Below are 13,148 nucleotides of genomic sequence, written 5' to 3'. Positions count from 1 at the left end.
GAGCAGAGAAGTTATTGTAGTGAGAAAAAGCCACAGTCTGTGTGGATAGGTCACTCATTGGTGCGTTTTCAGTGTTTCTTGAAAGTTTAATGATACCGCTCATATCGATATTAATCCTTATATTTTGTACAAAAACACCACGCTTTTTAAATAGCGTCGTGTTGGAAAGAATGATTAAAGTGGCGCAATGTTAAGACAAAATATTTGGGCTAAATGTGACGTACATTCAAATATTATTTCACTAGAGCTTTATCGACAATAGGATAAATAGTCACTTTGCGACTAATTATCCACGACAATGTCAATAATGGCGTTTAAATAACGTTTTTTTGCGAAAGATTCGTCAATAGTGAATATAATCTCATTGAGAAATGGACCCAATTTGATGAATTTAATCTGAATTTGATAGGTTGTTCACAATAAACTCATCTATCGCTACTTATAGCGTGCGGTTTATGTCGTTATAAATGCATAAATTCCCTGAGAGAAATTAAATTGAGCGTATATGACTTTATTATATAGACGAGAATAATGCTTAATTGATAAAAGTGATGAGTTGCAAAATGTGTTACGCCAAAGATTTAATTGTTTGGCAAGATAAACGATACAAAGTATTCGCTGAGTATAATAAAAGAGCTGTACCGACAAGTGACTGCAATATACTTGAGTATATCCGTTTACTGGGATGATTGTGTCGGGCAGCTCTGTGTTATCTAGATTAAAGAACCTGTTCGCTGGTAACGAGCGGTACGCGAGTGGAGACAGCGTGCAGGGCTATGTTATGAATCATCTCATCTACTGTGGTGCAGCAATCCATTAAAATAGAAACCTGATATTTTTCTGCCGCTTTTGATATGGCAGTGTGAGTAACACAGTTTTGCGTCATCATTCCACAGATGAGCAGTTCACTAATACCATGCTTTTGTAACGTTTCTTCGAGGTTGGTTTGTTCAAAGCTGTCGGCATTATGCTTAATAACGACATCAGCCTGTGGCGCTGCGGCAATGATTTCCGGATGTATTTCAACCCCTTCGCTGCCTTGATTAAAAAATGGTGCTATGCCAACGCTAGGATCCGCTTCATGTTTAATATGAATAACCGTCATGTTTTGCTGTTGTGCTTTTTCTATGGCGGTTTTGATGTTGCTTAGTGTCGTTGCTGTATTCCACAGAGGAAAGCTTCCCGTTGGGAAATAGTCGTTTTGTAAGTCGATAACAAGCAGTGCTGTTTTGTTCATTTTATTCACCGTAATGATATGTGGGTTTGTATGGGACCATTATCATCGCTTTGCTGGTTCTCTATAAGAGTCTAAAATGACATAATATAGGTTAAATGCGACAAAGAGAGTTAAGTGAGTGAAGAGAGTAGCCATTGGAATCTATCACTATCCTAATGCATTAAAATCTGCCATTTATGGGTTGGAAGAGCTGTTTTTAATGGCCAATAGTGTGTGTAATGAGCATCAGCTAGATGTGGTGTTTGAGCCTGTCATCTTTGAACATACTCAATCGCTGGATAATACGTTTGCCGTAATTCTTTTACCTCCCGGTTTGCAAGACAGCGATTACATTAACCCTGATATTAAAATTGTTGAATGGCTTCAAACTCAGCATCGCCAAGGTGCTACTCTCGCGTCTGCATGCGCGGGTGCTTTTATATTGGCGGCGACAAATTTGGTTGACTCCAGAGCCGTCACCACACATTGGGGATTGGTGCCACAGTTTGCTGGTCAATTTCCTCATATTGAACTTAAAAGCAATGAGATTTTAATTAATCATGGTGATGTGATTACTGCTGGCGGCATGATGTCTTGGTTAGATCTCGGCTTTGAACTAGTTAAACAGTATGCGTCAGCCTCAGTAATGCGTAAGTTGGGTAAGCTACTGGTGGTTGATACCGCGCCGAGAGAGCAGCGTTTTTATCAACAATTTAATCCGTCACTATTGCATGGTGATCAGAGCATTGTGTCTATTCAACAATCCATGAACTTGAGTTATATGGACTCGTTGTCGGTGAATACTCTCGCTGCTCAGGCCAATCTTACCGTTCGTACTATGCAACGTCGTTTTCTTAAGGCAACTGGCTATACGCCAAATCAATACTTACAGCGATTACGGGTACAAAAAGCGTGCGATTACTTGGAAAGCGGTCAGCATTCATTTGAGTATATTGCCAATCTCATCGGCTATGAAGACACCAGTGCTTGTAGAAAAATATTCATTAAAATCATCGGACTTACTCCGCGAGAGTTTCGTAAACGCTTTACTGAGTATTAGTGCTTTAGAATAGCGCAGATATTTTTGACCACTTCATCGTATATGGTATCCCTTGTATCTGAGCGATGGCGCTTGATTTTTCAACGATGACTTGGTTACACTAGACACCTCATTTCTGTAGGAGATTACGCCAACATGAACAACTAAACCTGTTTTCCATTTATTACTATTTTTTTGGACATACAGGGTTAGTAGGCGTAGCTCACTTTCCGATATTCGATAGCCATTCCTTGTTTTTGTAAAGCGCACTAAAGCTGCGTGTAATGCTATTGAACTATCATAACTCTTTTCCGTGATGCGGCGGTTACTTCTCCTGTTACACAGGAGGCAAACTATGCCAGTTATACAAGCTCGTAATATAAGTTATCAGTTCAGTGACGGAGAGTCGCTGTTTCAGCACATTTCATGCACAGCAAATAAAAGCCGCATAGGTTTAGTTGGGCGAAATGGCGTTGGGAAATCTATTCTTGCTGCCATTCTAACCGGAGAAATGGCGTCATCTAGCGGCACCGTAATATCACCAACTTCATTTGCGACGTATCGACAGCAACCTTTGAATAGCCAAGTTGAAACACTCTCAATTGCTGAATTTATCGGTAAGGATATGGTGTTGCAGGCGCTAAAGAAGATCGAAGCGGGAGACTGTGCTAGCAAATGGTTCGATTTAGTTGGAGAGGAGTGGAATCTATCCATCGATCTTAATCAGCAGCTGCAAAGCATGGGGTTGCCTGCGAATCCAGATTTCCCTTGTGCACTGCTTAGCGGAGGCCAACTTGCTCGTTTGCAGTTATGGCAACTATTTCAACGTGACGTCGAGCTATTGGTTTTAGATGAGCCGTCTAATCATCTCGATCGCGACGCCAGGCAATGGTTAATTGAGGCGATAAGACAGTTTAAAGGGGCAATACTTCTCATTAGCCATGATCGTGAGTTGCTACGAGAGATGGAAGAAATATGGCAGCTTTCTGACTTGGGATTAAAGGTGTTTGGCGGAAATTATGATTTTTATGCACATCAGCTAAGTGTTGAGCAGCAGGCGGTAGAGCGGCAACTCGCTGTTTTAAATAAGCAGAAAAGTGAACTGAAGAAGAACGCGCAACGTAGCAGAGAGAAAGCTGAACAACGCGCCAGCCAAGGCAACAAGTTACGTAAGGAGGGGAGCCAACCTAAAGTGTTATTAGATGGCAAAAAAGATCGCGCCACCGCGAACCTTTCTAACCGGAACAAAAATGAATCGCTACGGCAGATGCATTTGCAAGAGAAAGAGCAGAAGTTAATGTCTCGACAGCAACAGGTTACTAATCAAACGCTCCATTTGGCCGATAGCATCAGTCGTTCTGGTAACGCGGTTTCAATGGTTGATGGGATACTCGCATTCGGCAGTAGTACGCCAATAACAATGCAGCTTGGTAGTGGTGAAAAAGTTCACCTTGTCGGAAAAAATGGCAGTGGCAAGTCTACGCTACTAAAAACCTTGCTTGGTAAACAAACGTTAATTGCTGGCGAGTTGCGAGTAAACAGCCCGGTTTATTATCTCGACCAACACTTTGCGGCGATTAAAGCGGAACTTACTATGATTGAGAACTTAGTCTGTTCTTGTGATGGTATTAAAGAGCAGACGGCCCGCACCTTACTGGCCGGCATAGGTTTTCGCCGTGATAAGGTGTTTCGCCTAGGAGGGTCACTGAGTGGTGGAGAGAAAATGAAGTTGTCGATGCTAATTGCAAGCCATCAACCTTGTCAGCCTTTACTGCTACTTGATGAACCTGACAATCATCTAGATCTCGACTCAAAAATCACCTTAGCAAAGGCGTTGAAAGCGTATCGAGGCGGATTTATTTTGGTTAGTCACGATAAGGACTTTGCAACAGAATCCGCTGTGTCTCGTCAAATTACTCTGCAATAAAAACCTTGGCTAGATTGTTACATAGGCTCTGCGGTTCTGTTTGAGGGTTTGCCCGCCGAGATGAGAGCATGTTAATTAATTGTAAAATTGTGATGGGAGATTGATTGCGTGTGTAATTAATTGCCTATGCTTTGTAACTTCTTCTCTAGTACAAGGACTGTATCGTGAATGGTTTAAAAACAGCAATCATAGGTAGCTCTATAGTCTCTTTAATGGCCTGCACAGGGTCGGTTTTTATAGAGCCTAAGCAGGTCAAACTTGATGCCGAGAATGTATGTACAAATCCTGATAAATCAGCGTTTGATCCTATTGCTTGGTTGGGAGGGTACCTGATTAAGAAAGGGGCAGAGTTTTTGGTGGAGGAAGTCACTGAACAGGCGAAAAAACAAGTTCAAAACCACACTGCTACCTACAAACTCAACCACAGCTTTGCTTGTGATTTTAGCGCTAAGGGGAGCAGAACAATCACCTTTAACATTCAAGACTCAACTGACAAGCGCAACATTGGACAGTTGCAGACGGAAATGTCATCGGTTAAGAACAATGAGTTCACTCTAGCAATGAACACCAGTTTCAGCGATTTCGATTGGAGCAAGTTTAAAACAAAATCGGATGACAAGATTGACGCCAGTGTGGTGGTGAACCTGATATGGAAAGTGAACACTCGGAAAAATGGTGAGATATTGCATCAGCCTTTATTTGATGGGGCATTTTCAGCATTCAAGTTGAAAGAAGTTAATGATGGCTTCCTAATCAATAATGAGAAAAAAGATCAATTCTTCTCGTCTACAAAAGTGACTCATCCGCATATTGCCGTTGAAAGTGATAGTGACTTTGTACAAGTTCACTCTTTTGAATGGTCGATTACCATGGTTGATGAATCCTTGGACGCTGAGATAAAGCGTAAAGTTTATGATGCGCTAGAAGGAAAAGAAGACGACCACCAGTCTAAAATTGAAGAGTGGCTAAAAGAAGAACTATAACGAGATAAAACAGAGGCTTTAACATGAAAAATATCATTGCAATGATTATTCTCGCTCTGTTGGTTGGCTGTACGAGTCCGTACGCACCTATTCAATCAACTTATCGTGATGATTACCAAAACAGAGGTTTTACTCCGTTGTACCAAGCCGATAGTCAAACAACGATCATCATGATTCATGGAATGTGTAATCACTCAACTGGCTGGGCAAAGAGCAGAGTGGAACGAATGGCTGATACTATGAATTTGACCGCTAGTCGCACGTCAAATCGGGCTATCTCTAGAGAGTTTGATACCAAAGATGGAAAAAATAGCATTTTCTTAAAGTCCTATCATTACGCTCGTGAGGGGTATCAACTAACGGCTTATGAGTTTACCTATGGCGCGTTTAACGATCATCGTGCCTATCATTTTCAAGATGATGACAAACACGCTTTAGCCAATCGCGAGATAAAGAAACTGTTAATGGACGACTGTTTATCAGACGTAACTGTCTATGCCGGAGAGCGAGGAAAGGATATTCGTAAAGCGTTACGCCACTCTCTGAAAGAGATTGAAAGTAAGCTGAGTGCAGATGAACGAGTGTTTTTCTTGGCAGAAAGTTTAGGAAGTAAAGTGTTAAGGGACAGTTTGATTTGTCAGCCTGAGAATAGCAGTGCTGCGAACAAAAGTGAGCAGAGCAAACTAAATCGATTCTATTATTCCGCTGATGCTATTATTTTGGCTTCCAATCAGTTACCGATTTTAAATCACATAGATAGCTGTAAAGATAGCCCTTTAACGAGGCGAAGCGGTAAACAAGAACTCTCAGGAGGGCTATTGGACATGTACCGAGTAAATGAAGAGTTGAGAGCGAAACAAGCCGATGAGGGTAAGTCAAACTCTAGCTCAGGCTATAAAGTTTTGTCGTTCACTGATCCAAATGATTTGCTCAGTTATCGATTTAAAGAGAGTGATTTCTCAACAAAAAATGTTCAGTTGCTTGAAATACCCGTGAGCAATACCAGTGCATTCTTAAACTTATTGGCGAATCCATATAAAGCTCACACCGGTTATCTGACTAACTCCGGAGTGGTGAAACTAATTGCCTGTGGTAATGATGACTGCGCTCCTTGATTGATTCGTTTCCCTTAAATCAGTCACTGTTGTTAACAGAGCAATCGCGTTACTGAGAGAAAAATCTAACCGATGGATTGATATGAATGGGCATCTTAAGCTTCTACGCTTATGATGCCCATCTTTATAAGACAACTTTTCTAATAGAAAGAAAGGGCCTTCGCTGAAAGCAATTTTAACTAACGTTCAGAATATGTTTAAGCCGAAAACCTCCTTAACATCAAATAGGACTTGCTCGGTTTTAATTTGCGATGACTGGCTGCCTTTTTGTAAAATCTCAATCAGCTGGGCTTTATCATTCAGATACATTTTTCTGTTGTTTCTTATAGGACGAAGCAATTCTTGCAGACACTCTTCGAGTATTTTTTTGGTTGTTCCATCACCAAGGCCGCCTTGTTGGTATCTCTCTTTAAGCTGCGTCACATAGTCCCTGTCTTGGCAAAAGGCATCAAGATAAGTAAACACGACATTTCCTTCTACATTACCCGGATCGTCAACTCTTAAATGGCCTGGATCGGTATACATAGATTTTACCGCCATGTGGATCTCTTTTTCCGATGCGCCCAAGTTAATGGTATTTCCCATTGATTTAGACATTTTATTTTTACCATCTGTGCTAGGAAGACGAGAAGCCTTACTTAAAAGCGGTTGACACTCATTTAAGATCTCTTTGTTAGCCATTGAATTGATTTTGCGAACGATCTCATTCGTTTGCTCAATCATAGGTAACTGATCGTCACCAACAGGAACCAGAGTTGCGCGAAATGCGGTGATATCGGCGGCTTGGGAAATGGGGTATGTTAAAAATCCTGCAGGAAGCGAGCGTTCAAACCCCTTAGATTTAATCTCACTTTTCACCGTTGGATTACGTTCCAGTCGAGCAATGGAAACAAGGTTACTGTAGTACATTGTTAACTCAGCGAGTGCCGGCAATTGAGATTGTAGAGTAATGGTGGTTTTTAAAGGGTCAATACCTACCGCTAGATAGTCTGCAACGACGTTGAGTATATTCGAAGAGACCTTTGAAGGATTATGAGCGTTGTCAGTTAAACCTTGCATGTCAGCAACAAGAACTGTTTGGTCATAGATCTCTTGTAACGCTATGCGTTGTTGTAAAGAACCGATGTAGTGACCCAAATGCAAAGGGCCGGTAGCTCTATCACCCGTTAAAACGGTGTCTAATTTGTTTACAGATTGATGAGTATTCATTGATTATCTCCAAGTTAAATAAAACACTACTGGAGATAAAATAAGACCACACGCTTAGCTACCTTCCAGCAGCGTAAGAATGTAAGAATTCCGTGCCGCTCTAAGTTGAGCGCCACCAGAAGAAGAAATGTGAAGGTATTGAGATGTTTTTCATCTTTTCAACATAACAACAATTATTTTTTAATTCAATCTTTTATATAAAACCATAAATAGATTCAATGTGATGATAACCTTGTTAGAGAGGCTTTGTATGAGATAGCAGAGAGGAGTTCCGCTGCTTAACAGTTTCAAAATGGGCCTATTTTGTAACACTCGCTGCGTCAATAAAGACTCGATTTCTTCCCGCTTCTTTTGCCCGGTACAGCGCTTTATCCGCACGCGCTAAAACAAGGGTAGGGTGATCATCGTCAGTTCGGCATTCAGAGCAGCCAATACTGACGGTAACATTGATTGAGTGTTCATGAAATTGAATGTAGGTTTGTGCAATCGTGTTGCGGATTTTTTCTGCGATAAACGCAATTTTTTTGTCGGTTGAATCGATTAGAATAAGGGCAAACTCTTCCCCACCGATTCTAGCGACAACGTCCGATGCGCCTGACTCTAATGTCAGTGTGTCAGCAATATATTGTATGACCTTGTCACCTGCCGCGTGGCCGAATGTATCATTAATGTTTTTAAATCTGTCGATATCTACCATGATAATGGCGTAGAGTTTGTCAGTTGTTTTGGCTTGCTTATGAACGGATTCACCGAGCTCAAAAAAAGCGCGTCGATTACTAATATTGGTCAGTTCATCTACTCGTGCCATTTTCTCTGCTTCCTGATGAAGAAGAGAAAGCTCTTTTGTTCGTTCCGCGACTTTCTTCTCCAGAAGTAGCCGTTCTTTTGACAAAGCAAATCTAATCTTTTTGAGTTTACCGTTGTAAATAGTAAGCACTAACAGTAGTACCGTTAGTGTGGTTAAGAATATGGCGACAATAATCACTTCTTTGTTGTGCTCATCCCAAAGCGAAGGCTGCTTGAAACGTATCTCTGCTTGTGGACTGATGATGTTTTGATATTGCCAACGAATGATTTCATTCCAATCGTAGGCTAGCTCAAAGCCGTCATGAGAGAATGTGACGGTTTGATGCTTTATCAAGTTCAGTGCGGCCTCTCCAGCCATCATGCCTAGCTCGGTGGGGGAGTGAAGGTAACCACCAACCGAGCCAAAGCCGAGTTCAACCACTGAGGTAGCAAAAATAGGCGCCTTTGACATTTGGTGTAGAGATTTTAGAACATAAACGGGCAGCAGCCCCTTGCCATTGTGTACCCGATAAATGGGAGCAAAGAAAATGGCGCTATTACTTGGTATGTTTGAGATTGTGGTGAGGAGAGTCGGTAAGTCTTTGTTGTCGAGAATGGTATAACGAATGTGTTGTCGATCTAGCTGGTTAGAAATATTGCTTAATCTGTGTCGGTCACTCGGTTTAATCGAGTCACCAATAACAAAAACCTCTTTAGGTTGAGATAAACGAAGTGCATCGTTAACCAGCAAGGAATAATCTATTTTTGTATCGATGACGACCGCGTCATTTATTATGTCTGCGTCATTTTCTTTGGGCTGAATCACGATACGTTTTGCTGTGGGAAAAAGTTCTGGATATGACAAAGAGAAGTGCGACGCAGCAGGGCCAGCAGAGATAAATACATCAGGCTCTTTATGATCAAACTTGCTTTTAAGATATCGAAATACAGCATGATGCTGTTCGATTTCATCAAAACGACCGGCATCTAAGTGGTCGATATAATAAATATGGGCAGAGTTACTTTCATCCAAGCTACTTTTAATGCCTTGAACGATCGATTTGGTCCACAAGGATTCTGAGCTTCCTGACCCTAAAACAAATATTGTGGTTGGGGATGCCTGTAGGGGAGTCGCCCACAGGGTGCAGAAGATAACTAGGCTGAATATGCTCAGCAGTTTATGGGTCGTCATGGTTGACGTTCATCACTGCTAACGCCTCTCGGCACTGATAATCGATTTAACAAGGAAATGATGTGACTCCTTTGTATTCAAACATTTAGAAAGCCCTAATAAATAGACTAGCACATGTGCACAAAAGCTTATTAACATTCTTCTTTTTTCTTGAGTTATCTCAATAACATATTGAAAATTAGATGATTAGTGGCTATTTTATATTTGGCTAAAGTGGATGAGAACGATAATGAAATACCCAAAACCGTTGCATAAAGGAAGTACAATTGCGATCACCGCATTTTCGTCGGGAATAGCACAAGATCACCTTGCTAGATTTGAGGTTGTAACAGAGCACCTCAAACAACAAGGCTTTCACCTTGTCGTTGGTCAATGCTTACTTGGTCAGTTCAAACATGTAAGTGCGCCAATAGAGAAACGAGTGGAAGAGCTAATGGCGTTCTTGATGGATGATGACATTGATGCGATTTATCCGCCTTGGGGCGGAGAGCTGGCAATGGAACTTCTACCCCTTATCGATTTTTCTAAGTTAGAGAAGGCCAAGCCAAAGTGGATTTTGGGCTTTTCTGATATCAGCACAATATCGGCCGTATTTACCAGCAAGCTTCAATGGGCCTCGGCACACTGTTCAAACTTAATGGATTTAACGCCTCAGGCAACAGATCCACTGACATCAAATACCTTAACGCATCTTGCGACACCACTGGGTGAAGAATTTAGACAGGTTGCCTCATCAATGCATGCCAACTCTTGGCCAGATATTGTTAATAAACCATCAAGCGGGTTTATTGCCAACACGCCCTCCAACTGGCACTGGTTAGTAAAACCAGATTCGTCTTCTATGATTGAAGGTCGCCTTATCGGTGGTTGCTGGGATACATTGTCGCACCTTTTTGATACCGAGTACTTAGACTTAAGCGCGTTTGCAAAGCGTTATCCTGAAGGTGTTCTGCTTTATCTGGAAAATGCTGAAATGCCGCCAACGGAAGTGGCGCGAACAATACTGAACATGAAATTTCGCGGTGTGTTCTCGCACATTAACGGTCTGCTTTTAGGACGCAATGCGGCTTCAGAACCTAACAGTGATCAAGATCTTAGCTACGATGAAGCGATAAAGATTGGTTTAGCTTGTACGGGAATTCCTGTGATGATGGATTTAGATATTGGTCATCTTCCGCCAAACTTAACGTTGATTAATGGTGCTGTTGCGAAGGTAGAGCTTGATAGAGAAGAGGATGGTATAGGTACCATCTGTCAGCGTTTAATTTAGTTGTCTAAATTGATATAAAAAGTCCCTCATGAGCCTGAGGGACTTTTATTAAGCGACGGACTATTTAGCTGTTAGTGTGACAACATCATCGTAAACTCGGCGCTGCCAGCCAGTTACTTCACCTTCTTTATCCATCATAGGGAAAACATAAACTGGTGAGATCTCAGTAGTCCAAACACCTTGGTCATTTTGAAATACATTAACTTCCAAGTGACCATAGTGTTTTCCACCACTCACAAGCTGTTTGTCTTGCCAAACTTCTGGTGCATCTATGTGTGCTAAGAACTGCTGATGAGGGTTATCCATATCCACTTTGTATTTGCCATCTTTACCAAAGTAAGGTCCACGTAAGCCATCCCCACCTATACCAGCATCGTAAAAATGGACTCCATCCACAACAGAGCGTTCATACATTTCATCGTGGCCTGCAAAAACGGCATCGACACCATACTGCTCAAATAGGGGTGTTAAGACACGAACAGGAACGCCGGATTGATTATCTTGGCCGTTTTCAAAGCCTTCGGTTCCTGTTGGGAATCCATGAGGTCCTACGGAGTAAGGAATATGGTGGAACTGTACAAAGGTAAATTGGCTGTTCTTCTGAGCATCTGCCAACTGTTTTTCTAGCCATTTGTATTGCTCTGAACCCGGGTTAAAGTCCGGTGCATTGACACCCGGTAGACGCCAGTTAGTATCTTTATCTGTTTTGTCTTCTTTGCCGTCGGACGTATCGATAGTGATATATGTGATTGGTCCGTAATCTACACGATAGTAACGCTCTTTATAGGCTTCTACCTTGCTGCCGTTATCTGGCACATCAAAATACGTTTTGTAGCGAGCGATAGCTTGTCGGGCGAGCTCAGTATTGTATTCAGACATACCGCCGTCTGGACCCGGGTAGTTTTCGTGATTGCCTATTGCTGGAAATAGTGGCACGTACGAGGCGATATTATTGAAGTCACCTGCATTGTGACGCCAAAATTCATCCCAGTCGCGCTGTTCATTGCCGGACTCAACCAAATCACCAGCGATGGCGATAAAGTTAGGTTGTCGTTCTTGCATCACTCGAATGTTTTCTTGATAGCCAGTGGTCTGATCCACTAGGTATTGACGGTCAAAGTCGCCATAAGGTTCTGACCAACGGCGAGTTTTTCCGGTAGATTCTGGTTCTGTTTCAGAATCGGAGTAAACTAAAAACCGAACTGCTCCATTTTTATTTGGTACTGTTGAGAACTGTGCGTTGTACTGTTGACCGTCTTGTTCTACCGTGTATTGATAGCTTGTTCCCGGTTTTAAACCATCAATTTTTACACTATGAATGTAAGGTGTTTTCGAGTCGGCTTTATTCTCAAAGTATTTTTCAACTTCAGTTGGGTAGTATTTTAAGCCGTTTGCCAACTGAGGTTCTGATTTCAACGTTTTGCTGTAATCATTAGCAGATATATTTATTTTGCCAGCGATATCTTCAGTTGTTATCCACATGATTGTCATGCTAGTCGTGGTTGGGTTTTGTAGGTAGGGGCTTACTTTAAAGGCATCTTGCTCTGCTGCAGTTATCGTAAAACTGGTTGCAGCTAAAATCAAAGTGCTAAGTAATGTCTTTTTCATCAGTAGTCCTCAAATGTTGTTGCTAGTATTTATTTTTTATTTATCGAGTCCTGTATTCGGAAGTGCAATATAGAACTTTTTCTCTGTTTCAATTGGTATTATCTCAACAATAAAAAATAAGAATGAAAGCCATATCACAAGTTGAAATCTGCTGTAAGTGACTAAAAAGTCTTTCATTTTGTGAAAAATGAAAGGTTATGTATTTTAGGGTTTCGTTATTTACAAAGATGAAACTTATGTCTCGTGGTGTAGTAATAAATATGAAATGAAAGGTTTGAATTAAGCAGAACGAATATGATGCTACAGTATGAGAAATGTGTAATATCACAATTTTACAAATGAGACTGATCAGTTGAAAATATTTCATCAAGGCCTTTAGCCAAAATTATTTTTTTGAGTGTTCGTACTGGTGAAATAAGTGTTTGTTAGGAGAGCTATTTAGCGACTAAATAATCGAATTACTTGAGAAAATATAAGTCGCTGTGCAGTTACAGTGGTAAATACACAGCGACAGAATTTTATGAAAAAGACCTAAAAAGAAGGGAAAAGTTAGGTCAATTTGGAGAATGAATTAAACTTATGAACAAGATCCGCAGCAGCCTGTTGGAGTTTCGTGCTTAGTTTTTTTCTCTGAGTTACTATCGCTGTCTTTGTCTAAAGTCGGTTTTTCTGTTTCTACCGTTTTTGAGTTATCGTCTTTTTTACTGAAAATCTTTTTAATTGAAAATGTCATCGTTTAATCCTAATTTGAGCTTTCTATTGTTGAACAGCATGCACAATACCATAGTAAAATAGTCAAGTAT

At 41.1% G+C, this 13,148-nt stretch carries 10 protein-coding genes; 5 read left to right on the top strand and 5 right to left on the bottom strand.

All coding sequences use genetic code 11. The annotated features are described in order from the left end of the window. Window positions 1–718: 718 nt before the first annotated feature. A complete protein-coding gene (locus F0227_RS17660) occupies window positions 719–1,237 on the bottom strand; it encodes a cysteine hydrolase family protein (protein ID WP_171754566.1) in 519 nt (172 codons plus the stop codon). Between the two features lie 118 nt (window positions 1,238–1,355). On the opposite strand from F0227_RS17660, the gene F0227_RS17655 reads away from it, so the two are divergent. The 4 genes from F0227_RS17655 (at window position 1,356) to F0227_RS17640 (ending at window position 6,280) form a co-directional block, all read left to right on the top strand. Further along, window positions 1,356–2,276, top strand: coding sequence for a helix-turn-helix domain-containing protein (locus F0227_RS17655; RefSeq protein ID WP_171754565.1), 921 nt, complete (start codon window positions 1,356–1,358; stop codon window positions 2,274–2,276). Window positions 2,277–2,610: 334 nt separating this feature from the next. Next, window positions 2,611–4,182, top strand: a complete 1,572-nt coding sequence (locus F0227_RS17650) for an ATP-binding cassette domain-containing protein (protein WP_171754564.1) — start codon at window positions 2,611–2,613, stop codon at window positions 4,180–4,182. A 164-nt stretch (window positions 4,183–4,346) separates the two neighbouring features. Continuing rightward, window positions 4,347–5,165, top strand: a complete 819-nt coding sequence (locus F0227_RS17645; RefSeq protein WP_171754563.1) for a hypothetical protein — start codon at window positions 4,347–4,349, stop codon at window positions 5,163–5,165. A 23-nt stretch (window positions 5,166–5,188) separates the two neighbouring features. Next, the gene (locus F0227_RS17640) at window positions 5,189–6,280 is read left to right on the top strand and encodes a hypothetical protein (protein ID WP_171754562.1); all 1,092 of its coding nucleotides are present in this window, start codon (window positions 5,189–5,191) and stop codon (window positions 6,278–6,280) included. 186 nt (window positions 6,281–6,466) lie between these two features. Here F0227_RS17640 and trpS read toward each other — a convergent pair whose 3' ends face one another. Both trpS and F0227_RS17630 read right to left on the bottom strand, forming a co-directional pair. Continuing rightward, window positions 6,467–7,489, bottom strand: coding sequence for a tryptophan--tRNA ligase (gene trpS, locus F0227_RS17635; RefSeq protein WP_171754561.1), 1,023 nt, complete (start codon window positions 7,487–7,489; stop codon window positions 6,467–6,469). A gap of 298 nt (window positions 7,490–7,787) precedes the next feature. Next, the gene (locus F0227_RS17630; protein ID WP_171754560.1) at window positions 7,788–9,467 is read right to left on the bottom strand and encodes a GGDEF domain-containing protein; all 1,680 of its coding nucleotides are present in this window, start codon (window positions 9,465–9,467) and stop codon (window positions 7,788–7,790) included. A gap of 229 nt (window positions 9,468–9,696) precedes the next feature. On the opposite strand from F0227_RS17630, the gene F0227_RS17625 reads away from it, so the two are divergent. Beyond that, window positions 9,697–10,737, top strand: coding sequence for a S66 peptidase family protein (locus F0227_RS17625; protein WP_171754559.1), 1,041 nt, complete (start codon window positions 9,697–9,699; stop codon window positions 10,735–10,737). A 60-nt stretch (window positions 10,738–10,797) separates the two neighbouring features. Here the strand turns inward: F0227_RS17625 and F0227_RS17620 are convergent, their stop codons facing one another. Together F0227_RS17620 and F0227_RS17615 are read right to left on the bottom strand one after the other, a co-directional pair. Further along, entirely contained in the window at window positions 10,798–12,345 is a 1,548-nt protein-coding gene (locus F0227_RS17620; RefSeq protein ID WP_171754558.1) for a metallophosphoesterase family protein, read from the bottom strand. 577 nt (window positions 12,346–12,922) lie between these two features. Next, window positions 12,923–13,078: a hypothetical protein gene (locus F0227_RS17615; RefSeq protein WP_171754557.1), complete on the bottom strand. Its 156-nt coding sequence runs from the start codon at window positions 13,076–13,078 to the stop codon at window positions 12,923–12,925. Between the last annotated feature and the right edge of the window lie 70 nt (window positions 13,079–13,148).

Origin of the sequence: Vibrio sp. 99-8-1 (assembly GCF_013114595.1) — a bacterium.
Taxonomy (GTDB): Bacteria; Pseudomonadota; Gammaproteobacteria; order Enterobacterales; family Vibrionaceae; genus Vibrio.
Note: the sequence above shows the minus strand (reverse complement) of the source record. Positions and strands in the feature narration are given on the sequence as shown.

What these genes read in the sequence shown, in the direction of transcription:
- F0227_RS17660 (WP_171754566.1), bottom strand. Translation starts at nt 1,237, where the DNA reads ATGAACAAAACAGCACTGCTTGTTATCGACTTACAAAACGACTATTTC.
- F0227_RS17650 (WP_171754564.1), top strand. Translation starts at nt 2,611, where the DNA reads ATGCCAGTTATACAAGCTCGTAATATAAGTTATCAGTTCAGTGACGGA.
- F0227_RS17640 (WP_171754562.1), top strand. Translation starts at nt 5,189, where the DNA reads ATGAAAAATATCATTGCAATGATTATTCTCGCTCTGTTGGTTGGCTGT.
- trpS (WP_171754561.1), bottom strand. Translation starts at nt 7,489, where the DNA reads ATGAATACTCATCAATCTGTAAACAAATTAGACACCGTTTTAACGGGT.
- F0227_RS17630 (WP_171754560.1), bottom strand. Translation starts at nt 9,467, where the DNA reads ATGACGACCCATAAACTGCTGAGCATATTCAGCCTAGTTATCTTCTGC.
- F0227_RS17625 (WP_171754559.1), top strand. Translation starts at nt 9,697, where the DNA reads ATGAAATACCCAAAACCGTTGCATAAAGGAAGTACAATTGCGATCACC.
- F0227_RS17620 (WP_171754558.1), bottom strand. Translation starts at nt 12,345, where the DNA reads ATGAAAAAGACATTACTTAGCACTTTGATTTTAGCTGCAACCAGTTTT.
- F0227_RS17615 (WP_171754557.1), bottom strand. Translation starts at nt 13,078, where the DNA reads ATGACATTTTCAATTAAAAAGATTTTCAGTAAAAAAGACGATAACTCA.